This is a genomic window from Mesorhizobium sp. P2_C4 (assembly GCF_056404575.1).
The window spans coordinates 1,288,645-1,313,731 of sequence record NZ_JBFUDT010000001.1 but is presented as its reverse complement, the minus strand read 5'-3'; the positions used below and the strand labels follow the sequence as shown (position 1 = coordinate 1,313,731).

The 25,087-nt window shown below is 63.0% G+C and carries 22 protein-coding genes; 17 read left to right on the top strand and 5 right to left on the bottom strand.

Going from position 1 to position 25,087, the window contains the following annotated elements:
- Positions 1 to 3 precede the first annotated feature (3 nt).
- The 4 genes from AC1DX6_RS06235 to AC1DX6_RS06220 all read left to right on the top strand — a co-directional run bounded on the left by AC1DX6_RS06235 (position 4) and on the right by AC1DX6_RS06220 (position 3,970).
- Positions 4 to 651, top strand: a complete 648-nt coding sequence (locus AC1DX6_RS06235) for a hypothetical protein (protein WP_477311830.1) — start codon at positions 4 to 6, stop codon at positions 649 to 651.
- 31 nt (positions 652 to 682) lie between these two features.
- Positions 683 to 1,417 carry a 16S rRNA (uracil(1498)-N(3))-methyltransferase gene (locus tag AC1DX6_RS06230; RefSeq protein ID WP_477311829.1) on the top strand — a complete coding sequence of 245 codons (735 nt, stop codon included), beginning with the start codon at positions 683 to 685 and terminating at the stop codon, positions 1,415 to 1,417.
- Positions 1,418 to 1,522: 105 nt separating this feature from the next.
- The gene (locus AC1DX6_RS06225) at positions 1,523 to 2,896 is read left to right on the top strand and encodes a glutamate--cysteine ligase (protein WP_477311828.1); all 1,374 of its coding nucleotides are present in this window, start codon (positions 1,523 to 1,525) and stop codon (positions 2,894 to 2,896) included.
- Positions 2,897 to 2,989: 93 nt separating this feature from the next.
- Positions 2,990 to 3,970: a DUF937 domain-containing protein gene (locus AC1DX6_RS06220; protein ID WP_477311827.1), complete on the top strand. Its 981-nt coding sequence runs from the start codon at positions 2,990 to 2,992 to the stop codon at positions 3,968 to 3,970.
- A 156-nt stretch (positions 3,971 to 4,126) separates the two neighbouring features.
- Here the strand turns inward: AC1DX6_RS06220 and AC1DX6_RS06215 are convergent, their stop codons facing one another.
- On the bottom strand, positions 4,127 to 4,417 hold the full coding sequence (locus tag AC1DX6_RS06215) for a DUF1127 domain-containing protein (protein ID WP_477311826.1): 291 nt from the start codon (positions 4,415 to 4,417) through the stop codon (positions 4,127 to 4,129).
- Positions 4,418 to 4,594: 177 nt separating this feature from the next.
- Here AC1DX6_RS06215 and AC1DX6_RS06210 point away from each other — a divergent pair, with 177 nt between their 5' ends.
- Positions 4,595 to 5,551 (top strand): LysR substrate-binding domain-containing protein, encoded by a 957-nt coding sequence (locus tag AC1DX6_RS06210; RefSeq protein ID WP_477311825.1) that lies wholly within the window; start codon positions 4,595 to 4,597, stop codon positions 5,549 to 5,551.
- A gap of 20 nt (positions 5,552 to 5,571) precedes the next feature.
- Here the strand turns inward: AC1DX6_RS06210 and AC1DX6_RS06205 are convergent, their stop codons facing one another.
- Entirely contained in the window at positions 5,572 to 7,788 is a 2,217-nt protein-coding gene (locus AC1DX6_RS06205; RefSeq protein ID WP_477311824.1) for a bifunctional diguanylate cyclase/phosphodiesterase, read from the bottom strand.
- Positions 7,789 to 7,909: 121 nt separating this feature from the next.
- Here AC1DX6_RS06205 and xseA point away from each other — a divergent pair, with 121 nt between their 5' ends.
- Entirely contained in the window at positions 7,910 to 9,475 is a 1,566-nt protein-coding gene (xseA, locus tag AC1DX6_RS06200; RefSeq protein ID WP_477311823.1) for an exodeoxyribonuclease VII large subunit, read from the top strand.
- A 16-nt stretch (positions 9,476 to 9,491) separates the two neighbouring features.
- Positions 9,492 to 10,610 (top strand): DmpA family aminopeptidase, encoded by a 1,119-nt coding sequence (locus AC1DX6_RS06195; protein ID WP_477311822.1) that lies wholly within the window; start codon positions 9,492 to 9,494, stop codon positions 10,608 to 10,610.
- Positions 10,611 to 10,647: 37 nt separating this feature from the next.
- Here AC1DX6_RS06195 and AC1DX6_RS06190 read toward each other — a convergent pair whose 3' ends face one another.
- A complete protein-coding gene (locus AC1DX6_RS06190; protein WP_477311821.1) occupies positions 10,648 to 10,902 on the bottom strand; it encodes a hypothetical protein in 255 nt (84 codons plus the stop codon).
- A 959-nt stretch (positions 10,903 to 11,861) separates the two neighbouring features.
- Between AC1DX6_RS06190 and AC1DX6_RS06185 the strand changes: the two genes are divergently transcribed.
- The 10 genes from AC1DX6_RS06185 (at position 11,862) to AC1DX6_RS06140 (ending at position 22,336) form a co-directional block, all read left to right on the top strand.
- Positions 11,862 to 13,043 (top strand): ROK family transcriptional regulator, encoded by a 1,182-nt coding sequence (locus AC1DX6_RS06185; RefSeq protein ID WP_477311820.1) that lies wholly within the window; start codon positions 11,862 to 11,864, stop codon positions 13,041 to 13,043.
- Between the two features lie 110 nt (positions 13,044 to 13,153).
- A complete protein-coding gene (locus AC1DX6_RS06180; protein WP_477311819.1) occupies positions 13,154 to 13,288 on the top strand; it encodes a twin-arginine translocation signal domain-containing protein in 135 nt (44 codons plus the stop codon).
- A gap of 197 nt (positions 13,289 to 13,485) precedes the next feature.
- Positions 13,486 to 14,550: an ABC transporter permease gene (locus tag AC1DX6_RS06175; protein WP_477311818.1), complete on the top strand. Its 1,065-nt coding sequence runs from the start codon at positions 13,486 to 13,488 to the stop codon at positions 14,548 to 14,550.
- Positions 14,547 to 15,332, top strand: a complete 786-nt coding sequence (locus AC1DX6_RS06170) for an ATP-binding cassette domain-containing protein (RefSeq protein WP_477311817.1) — start codon at positions 14,547 to 14,549, stop codon at positions 15,330 to 15,332. The genes AC1DX6_RS06175 and AC1DX6_RS06170 overlap by 4 nt, the downstream gene beginning before the upstream one ends.
- 85 nt (positions 15,333 to 15,417) lie before the next feature.
- A complete protein-coding gene (locus AC1DX6_RS06165; protein ID WP_477311816.1) occupies positions 15,418 to 16,356 on the top strand; it encodes a sugar ABC transporter substrate-binding protein in 939 nt (312 codons plus the stop codon).
- Between the two features lie 281 nt (positions 16,357 to 16,637).
- The gene (locus AC1DX6_RS06160) at positions 16,638 to 16,847 is read left to right on the top strand and encodes a hypothetical protein (protein ID WP_477311815.1); all 210 of its coding nucleotides are present in this window, start codon (positions 16,638 to 16,640) and stop codon (positions 16,845 to 16,847) included.
- 110 nt (positions 16,848 to 16,957) lie between these two features.
- A complete protein-coding gene (locus AC1DX6_RS06155) occupies positions 16,958 to 18,268 on the top strand; it encodes an ABC transporter substrate-binding protein (protein WP_477311814.1) in 1,311 nt (436 codons plus the stop codon).
- A gap of 79 nt (positions 18,269 to 18,347) precedes the next feature.
- Positions 18,348 to 19,268, top strand: a complete 921-nt coding sequence (locus AC1DX6_RS06150; protein WP_477311813.1) for a carbohydrate ABC transporter permease — start codon at positions 18,348 to 18,350, stop codon at positions 19,266 to 19,268.
- Complete coding sequence (locus tag AC1DX6_RS06145) at positions 19,268 to 20,170, top strand: carbohydrate ABC transporter permease (protein ID WP_477311812.1); 903 nt, start codon at positions 19,268 to 19,270, stop codon at positions 20,168 to 20,170. Before AC1DX6_RS06150 ends, AC1DX6_RS06145 begins: the two co-directional genes overlap by 1 nt.
- A gap of 24 nt (positions 20,171 to 20,194) precedes the next feature.
- On the top strand, positions 20,195 to 22,336 hold the full coding sequence (locus tag AC1DX6_RS06140; RefSeq protein WP_477311811.1) for a beta-galactosidase: 2,142 nt from the start codon (positions 20,195 to 20,197) through the stop codon (positions 22,334 to 22,336).
- Positions 22,337 to 22,626: 290 nt separating this feature from the next.
- Here AC1DX6_RS06140 and xylA read toward each other — a convergent pair whose 3' ends face one another.
- Positions 22,627 to 23,952, bottom strand: coding sequence for a xylose isomerase (xylA, locus tag AC1DX6_RS06135; protein WP_477311810.1), 1,326 nt, complete (start codon positions 23,950 to 23,952; stop codon positions 22,627 to 22,629).
- A 109-nt stretch (positions 23,953 to 24,061) separates the two neighbouring features.
- Entirely contained in the window at positions 24,062 to 25,066 is a 1,005-nt protein-coding gene (locus tag AC1DX6_RS06130; protein WP_477311809.1) for an ABC transporter ATP-binding protein, read from the bottom strand.
- Between the last annotated feature and the right edge of the window lie 21 nt (positions 25,067 to 25,087).

Here is a 25,087-nt window from a genome sequence, read left to right as displayed (position 1 = left end):
GCTATGCCACTGCAGAACCGGGTCGACCCGTTCGGCACCATCCACGCTGTACCCGAACGTGGCCTGTTCACAGGCAATCGTGGCATCATCCATGATCCTGAAACCAAGACGCTGTTGAAAAAACGCTGGGCCTTGCCGGCATGGATCATCTGCGTGTGCGAATTCCGCAATGTGCGGCGCGAGCCGATGGGCCGCAACCGACCGGGTGGCAAACCCGGCTGGACCGAACTGTTTTTCCTCGACGAGGTGACGGCGCTCGCCGCCGGGCATCGGCCCTGCTTCTTTTGCCAGCGCGAGCGGGCCAAGGATTTCGTCGGCCGCTTCGGTGAAGCGTTCGGCATTGCCGAACCGCGCGCGCCGCAGGTCGACAAGCGGCTGCACAAGGAGCGTCTGGCGTCGGGTGGCCAACCGCCGATCGTGGCCGCGGACGAGTTGGCCGGACTGCCGGACGGGACGATGGTCGCCGATGGTGGCAGCGCCTATGCCTTGCGCGACGGCAAGGCGCTGCGCTGGTCGTTTGCGGGCTATGGCAATCCGGAAGCATTCGGTGGCCTTGACGACCGTCCGCTCCGTTTGCTCACGCCAGCGACCACGGTCGCCGTGCTGCGGCAAGGATACCAACCCGTATGGTCCCCGACAGCCAAGGCTTGACGCCGGGGCCTGGCTCGCCCATTCGTCGGCAATGCGCGCCAATTACAAGATGCAGCGACTGTTCGTGCCGGACGCTCTCGGGCCAGACATCGAGTTCGATGCCGGCCAACAGCAGAGCCACTATCTCATGCATGTGCTGCGGCTCGGCGAAGGCGCTGAAATCCTGGTGTTCAACGGCCGCGACGGCGAGTGGTCGGCAGCCATCGCCGCGAAATCGAAGAAAGTGGTGCGGCTGAAGCTTTTGACGCTGCAACGGCCGCAGCCGCCGCTGCCGGATCTCGTCTATTGCTTTGCGCCGCTGAAGCAGGGACGGCTCGACTATCTTATGCAGAAGGCGGTCGAAATGGGCGCCGGCATCCTGCAGCCGGTCATCACCCAGCACACGCAAGTGGCAAAACCCGGCATCGATCGCCTGCGCGCCAATGTCGTCGAGGCGGCTGAGCAATGCGGCATACTGGCGGTGCCGGAAGTGCGCGAAGCGGAGAAATTCGACCGCCTGCTCGGCAACTGGGACAAGGAGCGGCGGCTGATCTTCTGCGACGAGGACGCCTCGACCAACAATCCCTTGCCGACGCTTCAAGCGGTGCGAGAGAAGAAGCTGGCGCTGCTGGTCGGGCCAGAGGGCGGCTTTTCCGACGACGAGCGCAAGACGTTGCGGGCGCTGCCCTTCGTCACCGCCATTCCGCTCGGGCCGCGCATCCTGCGCGCCGACACGGCGGCGGTGGCCGCACTGGCGGTAATGCAGGCGACGATTGGAGACTGGTGATCAATTCCTCTTGACCCGTGGCTCAGGATTTTTCGCTTGATCGGCTGCTGACATTTCGTCCATTTAGCGCCGGCGGTTGTTCCGCCGCTTCCGGAGGGGCCTTTCATGGCGCGCGATACAACCGATTTCCGGCCCATCGAAGGCATCGACGAGCTCGTCGAGCATCTGGCCGAAGGCAACAAGCCGCGCGACAAATGGCGCATCGGCACCGAGCACGAGAAGTTTCCGTTCTATGTCGACGGCAATGCGCCGGTGCCCTATGGCGGCGAGCGCGGCATACGCGCCATTCTCGAAGGCATGCAGCAAAAGCTCGGCTGGGATCCGATCATCGATGACGGCCGCATCATCGGCTTGGTCGAGCCGACCGGCCAGGGCGCGATCTCGCTGGAGCCGGGCGGCCAGTTCGAACTGTCCGGCGCGCCGCTGGAGACGATCCACCAGACCTGCCGCGAGGGCAATGCGCATCTTTCGCAGGTGCGCGAGATCGCCGAGCCGATGGGCATCCGTTTCCTCGGCCTTGGCGGCAGCCCGAAATGGACGCTGGCCGAGACGCCGAAAATGCCGAAGTCGCGCTACGAGATCATGACGCGCTACATGCCCAAGGTCGGCAGCAAGGGCCTCGACATGATGTACCGCACCTGCACCATCCAGGTGAATCTCGACTTCGAAAGCGAAGCCGACATGCGCCGCAAGATGCAGGTGTCGCTGAAGCTGCAACCGCTGTCGACGGCATTGTTCGCCAACTCGCCCTTCACCGAGAGCCGGCCGAACGGCCTGCAGAGCTGGCGCGGCGACATCTGGCGCGACACCGACAACCAACGCTCGGGCCTGCTCGAATTCTGTTTCTCGCCCGAGTTCGGTTTCGCCGACTATGTCGAATGGGCACTCGACGTGCCGATGTATTTCGTCATTCGCGACGGCCACTATCACGACATGACGCACGTCACCTTCCGCCAGTTCATGGCAGGCGCCGCGCGCAATGAAGTTCCCGATGGCCTGCCGACGATGGGTGACTGGGCGAACCACCTCTCGACATTGTTCCCCGACGTGCGGCTGAAGCGCTTCCTTGAAATGCGCGGCGCCGATGGCGGGCCGTGGCGGCGGATCTGCGCGCTGCCGGCCTTCTGGGTCGGGCTGCTCTATGATGAGGCAGCGCTCGACGCGGCCGAGGCATTGACCGCGAGCTGGACCTACAAGGAAGTTCTGGCGATGCGCAACACTGTTCCGGAACAGGGCATTTCGGCGCCATTCCGCAACACGACGCTGCGCGATATCGCCCGCGACGTGCTTACCATCTCGCGCATGGGGCTGAAGAACCGCGGCCGCAAGAACCGCGAGGGCTATGACGAGACCTCGTTCCTCAACACGCTCGACGAAGTTGTCTCCCGCGGCACCACCAGCGCCGAAGAGATGCTGTCGGCCTACCACACGCGCTGGGGCGGCTCGATCGAGCCGGCGTTCATGGAGTACGCCTATTAACCGGCCATGATCGTCCGATCCGGCAAAAGCCGCTTCAATCGGTGATGGAAACGAACTAGGTTTCTCCCAAGAAGATTTCCGGAGGAGAGACCAATGCCTTCCTTGTTCGACATGCTGGCGCAGGCCCAGAACGGCAACGGCATGCAGGCGCTTGCCCAGCAATACGGGCTTTCGATGCAGCAGACGCAAGCTGCGGTTGCCGCATTGCTGCCGGCCTTTTCGCAAGGGCTGCAGCGCAACACCGCAGACCCCTACGGACTTGGCGCCTTCATGACGGCGATGGCGAGCGGCCAGCACGCCAAATATTTCGAGGACGCCACACGAGCCTTCTCGCCGCAAGGCATCGACGAAGGCAATGGCATTCTGGGGCATTTGTTCGGCTCGAAGGATCTGTCGCGCGCCGTCGCCAGCCAGGCCGCGCAAGCCAGCGGCGTCAGCCAGCAGATCCTGCAGCAGATGCTGCCGGCCATGGCCTCGATGATGATGGGCGGACTGTTCAAGCAGACCACCAACCAGATGCAGTCGGCAGGCGGCTTCGGTGTTGGCGGCAATCCGCTGGGCGAGATCATCGAGCAGATGATGCGGCAGGCGGGCGGCGGCGCGCCGGCACCGCAGCCCCAGAGCCCGATGGACAATCCGCTCGGCAAAGTGCTGCAGGATATGTTCGGCGGTGGCCCGCAGCAGCCGCAAAGCCAGCCGCAGCCGGCACCCAATCCCTATGGCGACAATCCGCTCGGCAAGGTGCTGCAGGACATGTTCGGCGGCGGCGCGCAGCAGCCTCAGGGCCGGCCGCAGCAGCCGCAGCAGACGCAAAGTCCCTATGGCGACAACCCGCTCGGCAAGGTGCTGCAGGACATGTTCGGCGGCGCCCTGCCCGGCGGACAGCCGGCGCCTCAGGCGCCACAGCCACGCCAGGCGCCGCAACCGCAGACCAATCCGAGTGGCAGGCCAAAGAACCCGTTCGACGATCTGTTCGGCAAGATGTTCGAGACCGGCGCCCAGCAGCGCGACGACTACCAGAAGGGCATGGAATCGATCTTCGATCAGTTCAAGAAGGGTATGGACCGGCGATAGCGGCCGGCGCCCCAAAAAGAAAAGCCCGGTCCTTGGGAGGACCGGGCAGTGTGCAGGCGGGGAACCGGCAGGGAGTGGGGAGCCTGCGATACCTTTAGGTCGCGTCACGCCTCAAAAAGGTTCAACGCAGACCGAAACAGCGCCCGACCAACGCGATCAGGCAACCTTGCGGGCAAAGTCTTCGATGGTCTCGGCGCGATCGCTGGCGATCGAGCGCAACTTCGCCGTCGGATCGCGGCCGAACGGGACGGCGATAGCGACGTGCAGGTCGGCGCGCGTCAGGCCGATATCGGCGAGTTCGGCGTCCGACATCTCGCCAAGACGATAAAAGGCGCGGCGATTTTTCCAGGCGCGGTAGACATTGGCGACGGCACTGGCCACGCGCGTCGCAACGGCCGGACGCGAGGTGATGCGCGAGGTCTCGGTGGCGAAATCAAACGTGGTCATGTCGGTCTCCTCAAGATTCGAGCGGACGAAACCGGGCGATCGGCGCTGGCGACAGCGGCCGTTCCGGCTCAGATTCACATGCATTCATGTGGACAATCGGAATTTGCCACGGTGCGATTGATTAATCCAACGAATGTTTCTAATCTTTAGCATCAACGCTAGTGATGGATCATGTCGATGAAAGCACCGCTCGATCTCGATCAGTTGCAGACCTTCATCTCGATTGCCGACACCGGCAGCTTCACCCGCGCCGCCGAAGAGGTGCACCGGACCCAGTCGGCTGTGTCCATGCAGATGCGCCGGCTGGAGGAGCGAATCGGCAAGCCGCTGTTCGAGAAGGACGGGCGCACCAACAGGCTGACCGAGGAAGGCGACAAGCTGCTTTCCTATGCAAGGCGGCTGCTCTACCTCAACCGGGAAACGCTGGCCGCCTTCGACGACCGGCGGCTCGAAGGCACGATCCGCATCGGCACACCGGACGACTATGCCGATCGCTTCCTGCCCGAGATCATGGCGCGGTTCGCGCGCTCCAACCCGCGCGTCGAACTGACCGTCATCTGCGAACCGACGCCAGGGCTGGTCGAGCACATCAAGCGCGGCAACCTCGATCTGGCGCTGGTGACGCACAATGATGCTCGCGGCCAGTCGGAAGTGGTACGGCGCGAGCCACTGCTGTGGGTCACCTCGGCCAATCACGCGACGCATGAGCAGGAAACCCTGCCAATGGCCTTTGGCCGGCCGAACTGCATCTGGCGTCGTGCCGCCGTCGACGTGCTCGACCGGCAGAACCGCGACTACCGCATCCTGTTCACCAGCTTCTCGGCAACCGTCATCACCGCCGCCGTGCTGTCCGGCCTAGCGATCTCGGTGCTGCCGGAATGCGCGCTCAGGCCCGGTATGCGGGTGCTGGGCGAAGCCGACGGCTTCGGCGCCCTGCCCGATTGCCGCATCGGCATCATGCGCGGCCAGACCTCACGGCCGGAGATCGTCGATGCGCTTGCCCGCCACATTTCGGAAAGCCTCGACAACATTTCCGTGCCGCTCGGCGAAGAGACCGGAACTTTCGACTTCGCCGCGCTTGCCTTCTCCAAGATGAAGCGGACCAAGCCGAACCAGATCCTGCCGGGCTGGTAAGACAGATCGCATATGTTGGTTTAGGCGCGAGCGGCCGCCTGTTCACCGACATCGGCGGCGGACGACAGTCCCGGAAGGCCCAGCAATTGGGCCGGCTCCAGCGGTGGCGACAGAAGATAACCCTGCAACTGCTGACAGCCCATGCCGACGAGCTGCGCCATCTGCCCCTCGGTCTCGACACCTTCGGCGGTGACAGCGACATTGAGGGCGCTGGCGAGATCGATCAGCGCCTTGACGATCGGCGCCGAATTGCCGTCGCCGTCAACAAGGCGGACAAATGAGCGGTCGATCTTGAGCTTGTCGATGGCGTAGCGGCGCAGATAGCTCAGCGACGAATAGCCGGTGCCGAAGTCATCGAGCACGATGCCGATGCCCGACTGGCGCAAGGCAGCCAGAACCGTTCTCACCGTATCGTTGTTTTCCAAAAGCACGTTTTCGGTGATTTCAAGCTGCAGCCGCCTCGGCGCCAGCCCGGTCTCGGCAAGGATCGACGCAACCTGGTCGGCGAAACCGGCGTCGCGCAATTGCAGCGGCGATACATTGACGGCCACCCAAGGCAATTCGGTGCCAATGGCAAAGCGGCAAGCTTCAAGCAGCACCCATTCGCCAAGCTGGCCGATCATGCCGCGTTCTTCGGCGATGGCGATGAACTGTGCCGGCGGCAATGCGCCGTGGACCTCGTGCGCCCAGCGGATCAGTGCTTCAGCGCCGAGGATCGTCTTGCCGTCCGCCGCGAAGATCGGCTGATAGGCCAGCTTGATGCCGGTTCCGCCGTTCAAGGCCTTGCGAAGCTCGCTCTCGACCTTGCGCTTGCGCAGCAGGAGGTCATCCATATCGCCGGCGAAGACCTGATAGCGGCCGCGGCCGGTCTTCTTGGCTTCGTAGAGCGCGATGTCGGCCTTGCGCAGCAGATCGTCAGCGTTGGCATCGGAGCCTGTCGACAAGGCAATGCCAATGCTGGCGCTGACAAAGACCTGGTCGTCGATCAGCTTGAAAGGCTCCTGCAGTGTTTGCAGGATCCTGTCAGCAATATCCTCGGTGGCTCTGATATCGCGGATATCGATCACGATCAGGGCGAATTCATCACCGCCGAGCCGCGCCACCGTATCGACTTCACGAATGGTCTGCTGCAGCCGGCGCGCGGTCTGGCGCACAAGTTCGTCGCCGGCCGGATGACCGAGCGTATCGTTGACGTGCTTGAAGCGATCAATGTCGAGGTAAAGCAGCGCCACCCTGGCCGTTTCATGACTGGCGGTGAGCAAAGCGCGCCGCAGCCGGTCCTCGAACAGCGCCCGGTTGGGAAGACCCGTCAGCGTGTCGTGGAAAGCGAGATATTGCGCCTGGTCCTGGCTGGCTTGCAGCGCCGACGAAGCCCGACGCAGGCGCCGCAACAGGAATGCCAGGACGCTGACGGCAAGCAGCAGACCACCGATCAGGGCCGGGCCGGCCTTGCGCACCAGGGTCAGGCCAGGACGCTCCTGATCCCAGCCGATATAGCCCAGGATGATGCCGCGCGAATCGACCAGCGGAATGGCGGCCGAGCCGGTCGGCTGTGACAATGGCAGCAGGTGCGCGCCGGCCAGCAGATACTTTTCGGCGATCTTGCCGATAACGATATCATTGATGAATTCCACCGAGACATGGAGATATTCGCTGCCCGGCGCCTGGGTGACGCGGTCCGAACTCGGCACCAGCGGCATGACGCTGAGAATGGCAGGCTTGCCGCCAAGCGACACCAGATCTTCGGCGACCATCTTGGCCTGACCGCCGGTCTGGTTTTCATTTGTTGGCTGACGCATCAGCAGGCGCAGCCTTTCGACGCTGGGCAGGATGGCCGGTTCGTCCTCGCCATAGCTGGCCGGCGCCACCACCTGTCCTTCACGCATCGCATGAATCGGGCGGTTGGCGGCATCCAGCACGTAGACCCGGTTGTGGCCGTAGTAGGAATACATCCAGACGCTGATGTTCTCGACCATCCAGTCCGCGTTGCCGGCCTTGGCGTTGATGACGGCATCGTCCCAGACGGCGATACTTTCCTGCTCGCGCTCTACCGCGGCGATCTGATCCTGAAGGCCATTGGCGAAGAATATCTTCTGCCGTTCGAGGGAGACGTGGTCCGCCTGCATGGTGGCGTACAGGCCGAAGCCGACGACCATGGCCAGCGCGAAAACGGCAAGCGCCAGCACCGTCAGGGTGACCTGGAATGTCAATGGACTGCGGTTTGCGCGTGTGCTCATGCGTCTTTGGCTAGCTCCCATGCCGCAGAGTCAATCAAATCTGGCTTAAGATCGCGTTATGAAATCGGCGATGGGCTTCAGCCGCCTTGACGCGGGCGGACAACCGTCCACCAATCGCTCCATGAGCGAAGCAACTTCCGAATCACGCACCAACGCCGCCGAATACACGGTGAGCGAGATTTCCGGCGCGCTGAAGCGCACCGTCGAGGATGTGTTCGGCAATGTGCGGGTGCGCGGCGAGATTTCAGGCTATCGCGGACCGCACTCCTCCGGTCATGCCTATTTCGCGCTGAAGGACGACCGGGCGCGGCTCGATGCCGTGGTCTGGAAAGGCACGATGAGCCGGCTGAAATTCCGCCCCGAGGAAGGGATGGAGGTGATCGCCACCGGCAAGCTCACCACCTATCCCGGAAAGTCCAACTACCAGATCGTGATCGACAATCTCGAGCCCGCCGGCGCCGGGGCGCTGATGGCGCTTTTGGAAGAACGCAAGCGGCGGCTGCAGGCCGAAGGCCTGTTCGATACCGGCCGCAAGCAGCTGTTGCCCTACATGCCGCGCGTCATCGGCGTCGTCACCTCGCCGACAGGGTCGGTCATTCGCGACATCATCCACCGCATCAAGGACCGCTTTCCGCTGCATGTGCTGGTCTGGCCGGTGCGGGTGCAAGGCGAGACGGCCGGCGCGGAAGTCACTGCCGCCGTCAACGGTTTCAACGCGCTGGCATGGGACGGCGCCATCCCGCACCCAGACCTGTTGATCGTGGCGCGCGGCGGCGGCAGCCTCGAGGATCTGTGGGGCTTCAACGACGAGGCGCTGGCGCGCGCCGTCGCCGCCTCGCGCATTCCGGTGATTTCCGCCGTCGGCCACGAGACAGACTGGACGCTGATCGACCTGGTGGCGGATGTGCGGGCACCGACCCCGACCGGTGCCGCCGAAATTGCCGTGCCGGTGAAAGCGGACCTTGAAGCGACGCTTGCCAGTCTCGCTGCAAGGCTCAAGGCCGCCGTCTCGCGCGGTTTCGAACGCAAGCGGCAAGCGGTGCGCGCGGCCGCCCGTGCGCTGCCCTCGCCCGATCAGTTGCTGGCGCTGCCGCGCCGGCGGCTGGACGAAGCGACGAGCCGGCTCGGCCGGGCGCTGAGCGTCAGCATCGATCGCAAGCGGGCCAGGCTTGCCGGGCAGCGGCTGACACCGGCCACACTGTCGCGCCGCATCAACGAGGCCCGTACGCTGACCGGCCGCGACCTCGCCCGGGCGCAAGCAGCCTTTTTCGGCATCGTGCGCGAACGACGGGCGCGATTTTCGCGCACGGCGGCACGGCTGTCGCCGGCGCCGATCGCAAGGCGGCAGAAATTGCAGGCAGACGCGGTGGCGGGGCTGTCGCGGCGGCAGGACCAGGCGATATCGAGACGGCTGGACCGCTTGCGTGGAAACCTGACCCAGGCCGACCGCCTGCTGGCGACACTGTCGCACAAGGCGGTCCTGGCGCGCGGCTTTGCGCTGGTCAAGGACGCCGACGGCGCGGTGATCAAGCGAGCGGAGGACGTCGTGTCCGGCGCAGCCCTCTTGCTGGAGTTCGCCGACGGCACCGCGGATGCGGTCGCCACGAGCGGCACGGAACGGCCGAAGCCGGCGGCCAAACCACAGGCCAAAACCAAGGCGCCGGGCGGTCAGGGGTCGCTTTTCTAGATCTCTAGGGGACCACATGACCGGATACGACCCGCATCTGCAGACGCCATCGGGCAAGCCGCGCGCCCGCGCTTTCGCCATCCCGTTCGACGGCACGCCGGGCACCGTCAATGCCATCACCGATGTGCCCGGCGTGGCCGTCGGCTATACGACACTGATCTCCGGCGATGGGCCGCTCATCGTCGGCAAGGGTCCGGTGCGCACTGGCGTGACGACAATCCTACCGCGCCCGAGAGGCGAATTGGCAATCCCGGTGTTCGCCGGCATGTTCAGCGGCAATGGCGATGGCGAACTGACCGGCTCGCATCTGATCGACGAGCTCGGTGCGTTCAATTTTCCAGTCACGATCACCAACACGCATTCCTGCGGCGTCAGCCGCGACGCGACGTTGCGCTGGATGCAGAAGAGGCTGCCGCGATCGCTCGACAGCGCCTGGGCGCTGCCGGTGGCGGGCGAGACCTATGACGGCTTCCTCAACGACATTAACGGCCATCATCTGGACTTCGAGCATGTCTTTTCCGCGCTCGACGCGGCTCAAGGCGGGCCGATCGAGGAAGGCAGCGTTGGCGGCGGCACCGGCATGATCACCTTCGGCTTCAAGGCGGGGTCCGGCTCGTCTTCGCGCAGTGTCGAATGGAACGGTGAGCGTTTCACGGTCGGTTGCTTCGTCCAGTCGAATTTTGGGGCGCGGCGAAACCTTGTCGTGCGTGGCATCAGGGCCGGAGCCGAGCTTGTCGAACCGGCGATCAGGGACAACACGCCGCGCGCCGAAAAGAGCTCGATCATCGCGGTCATTGCCACCGATGCGCCGTTCATGGCGCATCAGATGAAGCGGCTGGCCAAGCGCGTACCGCTCGGCGTGGCGCTGACGGGCGGCTATGGCTACACGACCTCGGGCGATATCTTCCTGGCATTCAGCACCGCCAATCCCGACGCCGCGAGGGGTGCGCCGGGCAAGATGGTCAATGCCAGCTACATTCCGGATGCCGACATCAACCCGTTCTTCGATGCCGTGGTGCAGGCGACAGAGGAAGCGATCCTCAATGCGCTGGTCGCCAATGACGACATGACCGGGCGCGACGGCAATTTTGTGCCGGCACTGCCGAAGGCATGGCTTAAAGATAGATTTGGATAGAGATGCAGCGCCCGGCCCTCTTGCCGGGCTCGACCCGTCACTCGGCAGGTTTGCCCGAATTCGTTTGGCTCTGGTCGGCCTCGGCAGCCTCTTCGAGCCGCGACGCAATCAGTTCCTGAATGTCGCCGACTTCTTCCTGGATGTCTTCCAGGGGTATGCCAACCTCAGCCGCCTTGGCGGCGCACTCCCGGGCAAGGGTCTCGGCCTGCTTCTCGATCTTTACCGGCGAGTGCTGGCACTGGACCTTTTCGCCGATCCACCCGCGCAAGAACTCGATCGCATGTTCACTCATACTGCATTTCCCTGGCGGCTATGCCGGTTGGTAATCGTAAACGTCCGCACCCGGTAAAGGATGCATGCTCCCATTCCAACCGAGTCGGCTTCGCCCGGCAAGCTGATCTTGTCCGAGGTCCGCTGAGCCGAAGGAAAGGAAGGGTTCAAGGAGCACGTTCTGTTTGTTTGATATAGTGGTACCGTTGGCTGGGATCGCTAGCGGCCATACGTCATTGTTTCTATTCGTTTTTTCCCGGCTTCAACCACCGATTTGTATCACAATAGGTATCACAATACGTAGCACATTTTCTGCCGCTTCGCGGGCGCAACCAGAGGTACGCGGTCGAAGCCGCCGCTATATAGTGACATCCTCATGCAATGTCGACTCTACACGCCCCTCCTGCTTCTTTCCGCCGCGCTGAGCTAAATGCCCCTTGTCCGAAAACGAAATTGGTGGCCCGGAGGATGTCCTAAGAGCATTGATTTAATTGGCCTTTTCGTGAGCCAGAATCTGAAATCTTCCCGTATCGTTCCGCATGGTCCCGTGACGCCACAGCGACTGAACCTCGTTTTCGAACACTCGGAGCCATGCTCCAGAATGACCACATTTTGGGCCGTTAACGGCCTGGCCGCATTCAGGATGACTGGAAAAAAAAGACCGACCGTTGCGTCCAGCGTGGTGCGGACCGCTTTGCGCCAAAAGCGGTCATTGATGTTGGTTCCGCGCCAAAGGCGGACGAGTTCGTAACCGATTGAAGCAACCGGAGACAGTTATTTGCACGAGTAAGCGCAGTGACTCCGGAGGGTTTGGGCGCCCGCCACGGATCGCCGTAATCATCGAACGGGCCACTGCGGTAGCTTTCACTGCGGAGCGACAACTGACGTTCGGCGTCATCAGAAAAAGGCGGACTCTGGCACGGTTCTGGTCTATGCCGACGCTCGTTGCCGGTCCGCCGGCTTTTTGCAACTGGTCAATGAATGAAGCGCCAGCCCACGACGTCGAGCCTGTTACGCCGACTCAATCGTTCGGCCGTGGTGGATTTGATCCGCACCGAAGGAGTGGCATCACCTTCGAGCCTCGCCGAGCGGCTGAACATCAGCCTGCCCACGGTGATGCGCGTGATCGAGGATCTGATCGCCGAGGATCTGGTCGCCTATGACGGCTTCGACGAGACGTCGCGGGGCCGGCCGCGGGCGCGCATCAAGTTCCGCGGTGCGGCGCATGCGATCATCGGCATCGAGGCCGGCAAGGGCGAGTTCTACGGCGCCGTGGCCAATCTCGAAGGCGTCGTGCAGACAGAAATGCACGAGACGGCCGACGATGATGGCGAGCGCAATTTCGAACAGCTGGTCGGCCTGATCCGCCGGCTGATGGCGGGCCCCCGCCCGCGCGGACAGACCATTCGCGGCATCGGCATTGGCCTACCCTCGATCGTAAGGCAGCCGGAGGGCGAAGTGGTACTGACGCTCGGGCTCGGCTGGCGCGACATGCCGTTGCGGGCGCGGCTCAGCGAACATTTTCAGATGCCCATCATCGTCGAGAACGGGCGCAACCTCGCCGCCGTGGGCGAATGGGGATTCGGGGCCGGGCGTGGCGCCGACAGCGTCGTGAGCCTCTCGATCGGGCCCGGCGCCGGCGCCGGCGTCGTCATCGACGGCAAGCTCTATGGCGGGCACTCGCATGCGGCGGGCGAGCTCGGCTGGTATCTCGATGACCCCCTTCTCACCGGGCGGCCGTTCGAACATTTGGGCGACAAGCAATCGCTGCGCTTTCTAGGCATCCCCGAACAGGCGACCAAGATGCTCGAAGAGGCCAACACCCGGTATGCGGCGGGAAAGCTCACCCTGGCCGCCGTCACCGACCGGCAGGCGGACAAAATCGCGCCGGTTGTCAGCGAGTTGCTCGACTATGCGACGATGGCGGTGGGCAGTGTTGCTGCCTTCATGAACCCGGAAATCATCGTACTGGCGGGCCGGATCGTCGGCGGCGGTGATCTGGTGCTCGATGTGCTGCGGCACCGCCTCAAAGGCAATGTGTATGACCCGCCAAGCCTCGTGATGGGCGCGCTCGGCCACCGCGATATCGTCTTGGGCGCAGTGCGCCTGGTGCTCGATGCGACGACCCTCAACCCTGCCGACAGCCTCGTGATGGCCGACTAAGATCAAACGATCCCGATTGACAGCGACTGAATCTCGGCATTAAGTTTCTAACTGAAAGAAAAACCGCGCCCTGCGTCGTTTGGGAGCGTATCTTTCGTGGGAGGACTTCAATGACGAAGATTTTCAATCCGCTTGGGCGGATGATGCAGCGTCGTGACTTCTTGAAAGTTGCGGGTGCGAGCGTTGCGGTAGCGGCCCTGCCAATGGCAGTTCGCGCCGCGGACCCCGGCAAGGTGGTGCTGTGATCGTGGCTGCTGGTCGGCGCTTCCGCGAGGTGACCGCGTCGATGCGGCCGCGCCTGTGAGCCCGCACGCGTAGACCGCTCTACATGCTGAACCGCTAATCCGGATTACCGAGACGCTCTGCGCTCGGACGAATGTTAAACGCCAACATTGCCGTCTGGTACTTGCGCGGCACCCGACTCCAAGGAGCAATTGCTCGAATGGAACCACTGACGCCGAGCCCGGACGAGGGTGCCGTCGACGACGAACAGGCGCTGCGACCGAGCAGCCAATTGCTCCTGCTCTCGCTTGGCTTGGGCGCGCTGCGCATTGGGCCGCTCCTCATCCTAATCATCATGGTCATCGTCGTCAGCATCGCAACACCGCTGTTCCTGATACCGCGCAATCTCGGCAACGTGCTGGCACAGACCGCCGTGATCGCGACGCTCGCCCTCGGACAGTACGTCGTGATCGTGGCTCGCGGCATCGATCTGTCGGTCGGCTCCTGCATTGCTCTGTGTACGGTTATCGGCGCCACGGTTTATCACGCGCTGCCAGGTCTCGATTCGGCCGCCGCGTCAATTGTCACCATGTTCGCCATGTTGCTGACCGGCGCGACGGTGGGCCTGATCAACGGCTCGGTGTTCGTTTATGGCCGCCTGCCGCATCCATTCATCATCACGCTGGCGACACTCTCGATCTGCAAAGGCCTCGCTTACGAAATCTCGCATGGCCAGAACATCACCGGCGTGGCACCGGCGGTTCGCTGGATCGGCGCCACGCAGATCTTCGGCCTGCCCTTCTCGGCCTTCATCGTTGCGACGATCGCGCTGATCCTTCTGGCCGGGCGGCAACTGATCTGGGGCCGCTGGGTCTACGCTGTGGGCGGTAACCCTGATGCCGCCGTTCGCTCGGGCATCCCCGTCAACGGCGTTCTCGTGTCGACCTATGTGATCTCCGGCATCTGCGCGGCAATCGGCGCAATCATTGTTGCCGGCCGCACGAACTCCGGTTCGGGTCTGCTCGGCGACCTCGGCGAGCTCGACTCGATCGCTTCGGTGATCATCGGCGGCGCGAGCTTCCTCGGCGGCCGCGGCAATGTCGGCCAGGCCATCGTCGGCGCGCTGATGATCGGCGTGATGCGCAACGGCCTGAACCTGCTCAATGTCAGCATCTTCTTCCAGCTCATCGTCATCGGCGTCATCATCGTACTCGCCGTCGAGTCCGACGTGCTCCGCGCTCATCTCGAAAATCGCTTCCGCGTGCTTCAGGCAGCGAGGGCATGATGGGCGTGGACACCGCCCGGATGACTGACGCCGCCAGGGCCACGCCGGTGTTGCAAGTGCGCAATGCGACGAAGCGCTTCGGCGCCGTGCAGGCACTCGACAATGTCTCGATCTCGGCCTACGCCAGCGAAGTGCTGGCGCTGCTCGGCGACAATGGCGCCGGCAAATCGACGCTCATCAAATGCATCAGCGGCGTGCACCGGCTCGATGCCGGGATCGTCGAGATCGATGGCCTCGCGCACCAGATCCACACGCCGGCAGAAGCCCGCCGCGCCGGTATCGAGACGGTCTACCAGGACCTTGCGCTCTTCGACAACATGGACGCGACCGGCAATTTCTACGCCGGCCGCGAGCTCTCCAAACCCAAATGGCTGCCGCGGAGCATTCAGGCGCTGGATACCCAGCGCATGGAGCGCGAGACGCAGCAATTGCTCGACAGGTTGAAGGTCGTTCTGCCCAAGTTCAATGCTCAGGTCGGCCTCATGTCGGGCGGTCAGCGTCAGGCGGTCGCTGTGGCCCGCGCCGCCGCGTTCGCCCGCAAGGTCGTGATCCTCGACGAGCCCACGGCCGCGCTCGGCGTGCGGGAGTCGCGACAGGTGATGAGCCTCGTCCAGCGCCTGCGCGAAGAGGGGAACGCCGTCATCCTCATTACGCACAACATGGATCAGGTCGTCGAATACGCCGATCGCGCTGTGGTGATGCGCCGTGGCCGAAAGGTTGGTGAGGTTCGTCCCTCCCCCGACACCAAGCAGCACATTGTTTCAATGATCGTCGGCGCCTGACGCGCCGAGGAACAATGGCGGCCGCCGTTCGCGAGGCCGCTGTGATGTTCAGTAACGCGAACAATATCTTGGGGAGGTTTCTACCGTGCTGAAAAACACACTACGTACCGTGCTCGTCACCGCCATGCTGGCCGGTGTCGGTGCCATGACGCTCTCGGGCGCGATGGCCGCCGACAAGGTCAAGATCGGCTTCATCCTGAAGTTCCCGGGCGGCTTCTTCGACATCCTCAAGGGCGGTGGGAAAACGTTCGCCGACGCGCATCCCGACGTCGAGATGTTCTACGCGGAATCGAAGTCGGGCACCGACATCGAAGGCCAGATAGCGCTGATCGAATCCATGATCACCCAGGGTGTCCAGGGCATCGCGATAACGCCGGTCGATCCTGCCGTCGCGACCGCGCTCGATAAAGCTGTCGCCGCTGGGATCAAGGTCGTCCTCATGGACAACGACATCCCGACCTGGGCCGGCAAAACCGCCCTCGTCGCCACCGACAACTTCGCGGGCGGCAAGCTCGCCGGTGAATATCTCAAGGCCCACATTCCGGCCGGCGCCACTGTCGGACAGATCGCCGGCGTGCCGGGTGTGCCCTCGCTCGATGATCGTCTGAAGGGCATGGCCGAGGGTCTCGGGAATGGCTACAAAATTGTCGGTGGCAACGTCTCGACCGGCTGCGGCGCTGAAAAGGCTGTGGGCGCTGCCGAAGACATCTTGACTGCGAACCCAGACGTCGCCGCCTTCTACGGCGCCTGCCAGGGCCCGACCGAAGGCGCCATCTCGGCTCTCGCCAACGCCAACATCGACCCGAAGTCGGTGATCGTCGTCGGCTTTGACGGCGCCGACTCCGAACTCGTCGCTATCAAGGGCGGCACGGAAGCGGCAACCGTCATGCAGTTCCCGTCCAAGATCGGCGAAATCGGTGCCGAGACCACCTACAAGGCGATCAAGGGCGAAAACGTGCCCAAGTTCGTCGACACGGGCACCGCGCTCATCACCGTCGACAACCTTGTCCAATACATGAAGTAAGCGAATAAGGCGGGGTTCGTCTCCCTTCCCGGCCTTGTGGGGTCACATCGAGCATGCTTACGTCTGCCCGCTGCGACTTCAATTGGACCCGGGTCGCGACAGCGATCCGGGTCCCGCCTTTTGGGGTTATACGCCGATCTTGCCGCCGAGTTCGTCCTTGGTGTGAGCGCACTATGCGGCGGGGAAGCTCACCCTGGCTGCCGTCACCGACCGGCAGGCCGGCAAAATCGCGCCGGTCGTGACCGAACTGCTCGACTATGCGACGATGGCGGTGGGCCTTCATGAACCCCGAAATCATCGTACTGACGGGCCGGGTCGTCGGCGGCGGTGATCTGGTGCTCGATGTGCTGCGGCATCGCCTCAAGGGCAATGACCCACCCCGCCTCGTGATCGGCGCGCTGGGGCACCGCGATATCGTCCTTGGAGCGGTGCGCCTGGTGCTCGATGCGACGACCCTCAACCCTGCCGACAGCCTCGTGATGGCCGACTAAGATCAAACGATCGCGATTGACAGCGACTGAATCTCGGCATTAAGTTTCTAACTGAAAGAAAAACCGCGCCCTGCGTCGTGTGGGAGCGTATCTTTCGTGGGAGGACTTCAATGACGAAGATTTTCAATCCGCTTGGGCGGACGATGCAGCGTCGTGACTTCTTGAAAGTTGCGGGTGCGAGCGTTGCGGTAGCGGGTCTGCCTGCGGCAGTTCGCGGTGCCGAGCCCGTCAAGGTGCTTGTGTGGTCGTGGGTGCCGAATCTCCAGCTTGAGGTAGACATGTTCAACGCCGCGCATCCGGGCATCCAGATCGAACTCGTGAATCCCGGCCAGGGGGACCCGTTGTATAACGCGCTCCGCGCGGGCCTGCAGGCGGGCAGCGGCCTGCCGGACGTCGCCCAGATCGAATACCAGCACCTCGAGAGCTTCCGCCAGGTCGACGCCCTCGCAGACATCGGCCAGTACGCCAATGCCCATAAGGGCGAGTTCCCCGAAGGCCTATGGGCGCAGGTCGCCATGGGCGATGTGGTCAACGCCACGCCGCAGGATTACGGTCCGATGGCGATGCTCTATCGCAAGGACATCTTCGACAAGCATGGGATCACGCCGCCCACCACCTGGGCCGAGTTTGCCGATGCGGGCAAGAAGATCCATGCGGCCGATCCGACTGTGTTCATGACCGACGCGCCGTTCGGAGCCAACGCCGATTGGGTCTTGGGTCTGTTGTGGCCGATGGGCTGGAAGCCGGTCAGCCGCGATGGCGACAAGCTCGTGATCAGGATCAACGACAAGATTGCTAAGGACTTCGCCGCCTATTGGCAGGACCTTATCACCGCGGGTGTTATCGAGACCAAGCCGGGCTTCAACAATGAGTGGTACACCGGTCTCGACACGGGTCGCTATGCCACCTGGCTCGCTGCGGGCTGGGGTCCGCTGTTCCTGACCTCGGTCGCCAAGACCAGCGTGGGCAAGTGGCGTGCCGCCGATCTGCCGCAGTGGGACGCGAGCAAGTTCGTGACTGGCGCTTGGGGTGGCTCATCGCTGGCCGTGATGAAAGCGACCCAGCATCTGCCCGAGGCCGCCGAAGTCGCGATCTGGCTGAACACGAATCCCGAAGCCACAAAGCTCTACACCACCAAGCAAAACTTCTTCCCCTGCACCAACGCGCTGCTGTCGAGCCCGGAATGGGCGAGCGCCAAGCCGGAATTCTTCGGCGGCCAGGAGGTGAACAAAGTGTTTGCCAAATCGGCGAGTGCCGTGGCGCCGTTTGAGTGGAGCCCGTTCCAGGGCTTCCTCTACCAGTCGATGTCCGATGAATTCGGCGCCTCGATCAGCGGCAAGGGCACGCTGTCGGATGCGTTCGACCGCGTCCAGGACGCCGTGGTCACCTACGCGAAGGACCAAGGCTTCACCGTGGCCTAGCTCCTCCCGGGCACCGGCCGGGCGCGCCTTGATCGGCGCGCCCGATCTCTTCATCTTGCCGGACGGGGGACCCATGGCAATGTCGAATTCGCCAACCGCAGCGACGCGCCCAGCTCGATTGGGCGGTTTTACGTCACGAAAGCTCGCGCCCTATCTGTTCCTGGCGCCCTTCATGCTGCTGTTTATGGCCTTCATCGTCGCGCCGCTGGTCTATGCGTCCTACATGAGCCTCTACCGCGACACGCTGGTGGGCGGACGGCAGTTCGCGGGTGCAGCCAGCTACATCAAGGTCGCGGATGACGCCAAATTCTGGGGCGGCGTGTGGAACCTCGTTCTCTTCGGCATCGTGCAGGTGCCGATCATGCTGGCCCTGGCGTTGTTGTTCGCCATCGTGCTCGATCGTGGCGAGGTCTATGCCAAGGGCGTCTTCCGGCTCGGCTTCTTCCTCCCCTACGCTGTGCCGAGCGTGATCGCGACGATCATCTGGGGTTATCTCTACGGCCCCACCTTCGGCCCATTCACGCAGATGGCCAAGGCGTTCAACCTGCCGCCGCCGGACTTCCTGTCGCCGGGCGCGATGATCTTCTCATTGGCCAATATCGTGACGTGGGAATATGTCGGCTACAATATGGTGATCTACTACGCCGCGCTGAAGGCGATCCCGTCGGACCTCGCCGAGGCCGCGCGGATGGACGGCGCCTCGCCCTGGCAATTTGCCCGGATGATCCAGCTGCCGCTGCTGTGGCCGGCGATCCTGCTCACCATCATCTTTTCGATCAACGGCACACTGCAGCTGTTCAATGAGCCGTACTTGATGCGCGCGCTCGCCAGTAACACCATCAATTCGAGCTACACGCCGAACCTCTATGCCTATTCTCTGGCGACTAAGAACCAGCAGTATGGCTATGCGGCCGCCGTTTCGTTCGTGCTTGGCATCGTGATCGCCAGTGCCTCCTACATCTTCACCCTGATTGCCAACCGCCGTCGGCCGGAGCAATGATGACTGCGACCACCGACATCGCCATTTTCGAGGCTGCCAGGCGCCGGCCCGGCGAAAGGCGGCGCTCGCGGATCATGCTCACGCTGCTGCTGTCACTGTTCCTCCTCTACAGCTTCATGCCGCTGGTCTATCTGGTCCTGTCGGCAACGAAGACGAATGGTGACCTGTTCACCACGTTCGGCTTCGGCTTCGGCACCGAGTTCAACCTCTGGCAGAATCTGAGCGATCTTCTGGCGCGCGACAACGGCGTCTTCATGCGCTGGATGTTCAACAGCCTGCTCTATTCGACCGTCGCCGGGCTCGGTGCCGCGATCTTGGCTACCGCGGCAGGCTATGCGTTAGCTAAATTCAAATTCGTCGGCCGCAATCTGCTGTTTGCGCTGGTCTTGGGCGCTGTGATGATCCCGCAGACGGCCCTCGTCGTGCCGACCTTCCTGCTGCTGGCGCTTTCGGGTCTGAGCGACAATCCGCTGGGCGTGATCCTGCCCTCGATGATCTCGCCGATCGGCGTCTATCTGATGCGGGTCTATATCGAGCAGGGCGTCGACGACGAACTGCTCGACGCAGCGCGTCTCGATGGCGCCGGCGAGTTCGTGATCTTCCGCGCCATCGTGCTGCGGCTGGTGGCACCGGGCATGGTGACCGTGGCGCTGCTCTCGTTCGTCGGGACCTGGAACAATTACTTCCTGCCGCTCATCGTACTGCGCACGCCGGAATATCAGCCGATCACGGTGGGCCTTGCGACCTGGTATCAGCTCGCGCAGCAAGGTGGTGGCGGCGGACAGGTGCTGTTCTCGATCATCATCACCGGCGCTCTGGTCAGCATCATCCCGGTCATCGTGGTATTCCTGCTGCTGCAGCGGTTCTGGCAGGGCGGCCTCACCGCCGGCGCCATCAAGTAGACTATCGCCTGGAGTTTTCCGACTATGACGACCGCCTCGAAATCCACGCCGCTCTCTGTCTGGCGGCCGATCGCGACCGACACTTTCCTCGTCGGTACCCCGCATTACCCGGAGCATGTCGATGAGAGCTATTGGCAGCGCGACGTCGACCGCATGGCCGCCGCGGGCTTCAACGCGGTGCGACTTGCGGAATTCGCCTGGCATATTATCGAGCCGCATGAGGGGACGTTCGACTTCGATTTGTTCGACCGCGCCATAGATGTGCTGGGCAAGGCTGGCATCAAGACCATCATGTGCACGCCGACGGCGACGCCGCCGCGCTGGCTGACGGCGCGTTATCCCGAAGTGTTGCGCGTCGATGCCAATGGCCGCGCCATGAGCCATGGCTCGCGCCAGCACGCCAATCTTGCGAGCGGCGTGTTCCGCGAGCATTCGAAGCGCATCACTAAAGCGATGGCCGAGCATTATCGCGGCAATTCGCACATCATCGGCTGGCAGACGGACAATGAGTTCAATACCTCTGGATCGCTGTCCTACGGTCCGGTGACTCTGGCCGAGTTCCAGGCCTTCCTGAAGGACAAGTACAAGACCATCGCCGCGCTCAACGATGCTTGGGGTGGGCATTTCTGGGCCACCGCCTACGACGATTTCGATCAAGTGGTGCTGCCGCTCGACTACGCCCCTGCGCCGGTCGGGCCGACCCATGTGGTCGACTATCACCGCTTCCTCGCCTTCGTCACGGCGCGGTTCCAGCACGATCAGGTACTGATCCTGCGCGCCACCAATCCAGACTGGTTCGTCTTCCACAATCTGGGGCGGATCGACGACATCGACTTCCGCGGCGAGTTCTCGACCGATCTCGATTTTCTCGGCTTCGACATCTACCCGCATCTCGATGACGAGATGCAGCGGGTCGGAAGCGTCGGCGAGGCGCAGGCGCTGCGTCTCGACATCTGCCGCGGCTTCACCGGCAATTTCATCGTGCCCGAGCAGCAATCGGGCTTCGGTGCGCAGCCGAACTTCTCGACGCTGACACCCGAACCCGGCGAGATGCGCCGCATGGCCTATACCTCGGTGGCGCGCGGCGCCGATGGCGTGATGTTCTTCCGCTGGCGGCCGGCGCATTTCGGCGCCGAGATCTATTGGATGGGCATCATCGATCACGACGACATCCCGCGACGGCGCTATGACGAGGCCAAGCAGTTTGCGGGTGAGGTCACGGCACTCAAGGACAAGATCCTCGGCACGCATGTGCGCATGGATTTGGGCATCGCCGGATCAGATTTCGACAATCAGGAGATGCACCGCTCCTGCCCCATCGGCATGCCGAGCCCGCAGGACGATGCGACGCTGCTGCACCGCTATTGCTACCGCCACAACATCGCCTGCGGCTTCATCCATCCCGAGGATGATCTCAGCAAGCTCAAGGCGCTCTACGTGCCGCATTGGCTGAAATGGACCGATGCGTGGACGGCGCGGATCGAGGCCTTCGCTAAGGCGGGTGGAACGGTAATCCTGGGCGGCCGCACCGGATCACGCGACGTCAACAACCACGTCATCCGCGACACCTCGCCGGGCAAGAGGCTGTCGGCGCTGGCCGGGATCACGGTCGAGGAGTTCGGGTTGCTGACGCCGATCGGCGGCGACGGAATGTTCGAGCATGGCGGCCGCTTCGGCGCCAACACGGTGCGCAAGAAGCTGCCGGCAACGTCGGCGAGCCGCCAATACGAGCTCAAGATCGGGAATGCGCAGGTGACGGCGGCGCATCTTTATGAGCTGCTTAACGTCGCGCCCGGCACGGAGGTTATCGGCAGCTGGGCCAGCCGCTTCGCCGAGGGCCAAGCCGCGATGACTTCGCGCAAAGTCGGCAAGGGCAATGTGATCTACCTCGGCACGTACCTCAGCGATGCTCTGGTCGAGGTGCTGGCCGATCAGGTGCTCGCGCCCGCCGGTATCGTGCCACTCATCGCCGACATGCCGGCCGGCGTCGAAGCGACCATCCGCGAGAGCAAGGACCGCCGCCTGCTGTTCATCCTCAACACGCTGGGCGAGCCGGCAAGCATCGGCAATGTCCCCGCGGGCAAGGATTTGCTCGGCGATGGCAAAGTACGCGGCGGTAAGCTGTCGCTCCCGGCCTATGGCTGCAGCATCATCGAACTCGACTAGGATGTTGTCGCGAGGCTTTGGGAAACGCTCAATATCTTCTGCCCCAGTGATCTTAGATTGGGCAGCAATCTCCACTCTAAGCATCTTTGTGCTGCCACGTGCCACGACTTTCGGTGCGATCGTCACGAACACGCTTTTCGTACGTCCCTCGATCCTTTCGATGAGAAGCCGTGCCGCGTTTGCGCCAAGTTCGGGCCCCGACTGATCGAAACTTGTCATGGAGGCGATACCCAGATCGCAAAAGGTGACCCATTATTGCCGGCTACCATAGCTGGCTGGCGTTCCATTTCTCACACATACCTGTTGACGATGTTTTCCAGCAGTTCCTGGCGGCCGGACTTTGGCTGCGGCTCGATCTTCTTCTTGACGACGCGCTCGGCGATCTCCTCCAGCGTGCGCTTGCCCGACAGCATCGCCTTGGCCTCGGCCGTGTTCCAGCCGGCATAACGCTCGGCCAGCGGACCCGACAGCGCCTTGTCCTCGACCATGCGAGCAGCGGCCTTCAGCCCGCGTGCGCAGCAATCCATGCCGCCGATATGGCCGATCAGCAGGTCCTGCGGGTCGAGCGACTGGCGGCGCAGCTTGGCGTCGAAATTGGTGCCGCCGGTCTTGAAGCCGCCGGCCAGCAGAACCTGGTAATAGGCCAGCGCCATCTCCGGCACATTGTTGGGGAACTGGTCGGTGTCCCAGCCCGACTGGTAGTCGTTGCGGTTCATGTCGATCGACCCGAACACGCCGAGCGCATTGGCCAGCGCCAGCTCGTGCTCGAAGGAATGGCCGGCCAGGATCGCATGGCCCTGCTCGATGTTGAGCTTCACTTCCTTCTCCAGCCCAAACCGCTTGAGGAAGCCGTAGACCGTCGCGACGTCATAGTCGTACTGGTGCTTGGTCGGCTCCTGCGGCTTCGGCTCGATCAGGATGGTGCCTTTGAAGCCGATCCTGTGCTTGTAGTCGACGACCAGGTTGAGGAAGCGCCCGGCCTGTTCCTGCTCGCGGGCAAGGTCTGTGTTGAGCAGCGTCTCATAGCCCTCGCGGCCGCCCCACAGCACATAGTTCTCGCCCTTCAGCCGCTTGGTGACATCGAGGCAGCTCTTCACCGTCGCCGCCGAATAGGCAAACACATCCGGATCGGGATTGGTGGCCGCGCCCGACATGAAGCGGCGATTGGAGAACAGATTGGCCGTGCCCCAAAGCAGCTTGACCCCGGTCTGCTTCATCTTGCCGGCGAAATAGTCGGCGATCTCGTCGAGGCGGGCAGCACTTTCGGAAAAGTCGCGACCTTCCGGCCGCACATCGGCATCATGGAAGCAGAAATACGGCGCGCCAAGCAGCGAAAACATCTCGAAGGCGACATCGGCCTTCAGCTTGGCCAGTTCCATCGTGTCGGTGCCGCCCGCCTTGGGGAACCACGGCCGGTCAAAGGTCTGGCCGCCGAACGGGTCGCCGCCCGGCCAGGCGAAGGAATGCCAGTAGGCAACGGCAAAGCGCAGATGGTCCTCCAGCCGCTTGCCGGCGACGACTTCGTCGGGATTGTAGAACCGGTAGGCCAGCGGATTGGTCGAATCCGGCCCTTCATAGCGAATGGACTCGATTCCCCCGAAGAAATCGGTGGTCATTGGAAAACTCCTTTAAATGGCGCGAGATATCGCACGGTAGCGCCGGTAGCCTTTGGAAAGAGCGGACCGTCCTCGGGGCCAGCTGCAGTTTCTACATTGCGGGACAAAGTCAGTTTACAGCTGAAATTCGTCGGCCGTTCTCATCGAAGCGATGCAGCTGCAGTCGGTCAGGTGTCATGCGCAGCGTCCCTTCCTTGAGGCCATGGTGCCCTGCGATGCGTACGATGATTTCGCCCACATCCGACTCCACATAGGCGATCGTCTCGTTACCGAGATGCTCTGCGAAACGCAGCCTCCCCGCCCAGATGCCATTGACGCTGTCTATCGCGACATGTTCGGGACGCACGCCGATCGTGGTGGCGCCTTCCGCTTTTGCGGCATCTCCCGATACCAGATTCATGCGTGGGGACCCGATGAAGGTGGCGACAAACAAGGTGTTCGGCGTGTCGTAGAGTTCCATCGGCGACCCGACTTGCTCGATACGCCCGGCATTCATCACGACGATCTGGTCTGCCAGCGTCATCGCCTCGACCTGGTCGTGGGTGACATAGATCATCGTCGCATCAAGCCGCTTGTGCAAATCGGCGAGTTCGACGCGCATTTGGGTACGCAGTGCCGCGTCGAGATTGGAAAGCGGTTCATCGAACAGGAAAACCTCCGGGTTTCGGACGATCGAGCGCCCGATGGCGACGCGCTGGCGCTGGCCGCCGGAGAGTGCCGCCGGCTTGCGTTGCAGTAGAGGCTTGAGGTGCAGCACCTCAGCAGCCGCCGCGACGCGCGCTTCGCGTTCCGCCTGCGGAACCTTTGCAAGCCGCAAACCGAAGTCGATGTTCCGTTCCACGGTCATGTGAGGAAACAACGCATAGGACTGGAAGACCATTGAGATGCCCCGCTTTGACGGTTCCTCGTGGGTGACGTCCCGGTTGCCGATGGCGATCGATCCCTTCGTCGGTTTTTCCAAACCGGCGACCATCCTGAGCAGAGTGGACTTGCCGCAGCCGGACGGACCGACCAGCACGGTGAAAGAGCCGTGAGGAATTGAGAGCGTCAGGTTGGGTATGGTCTCGACAGCTCCAAAGGTCTTGTTGATGCTTGAAAGTTCGACAGCGGCCATGAATTCCTCCCTAAGTTTCTT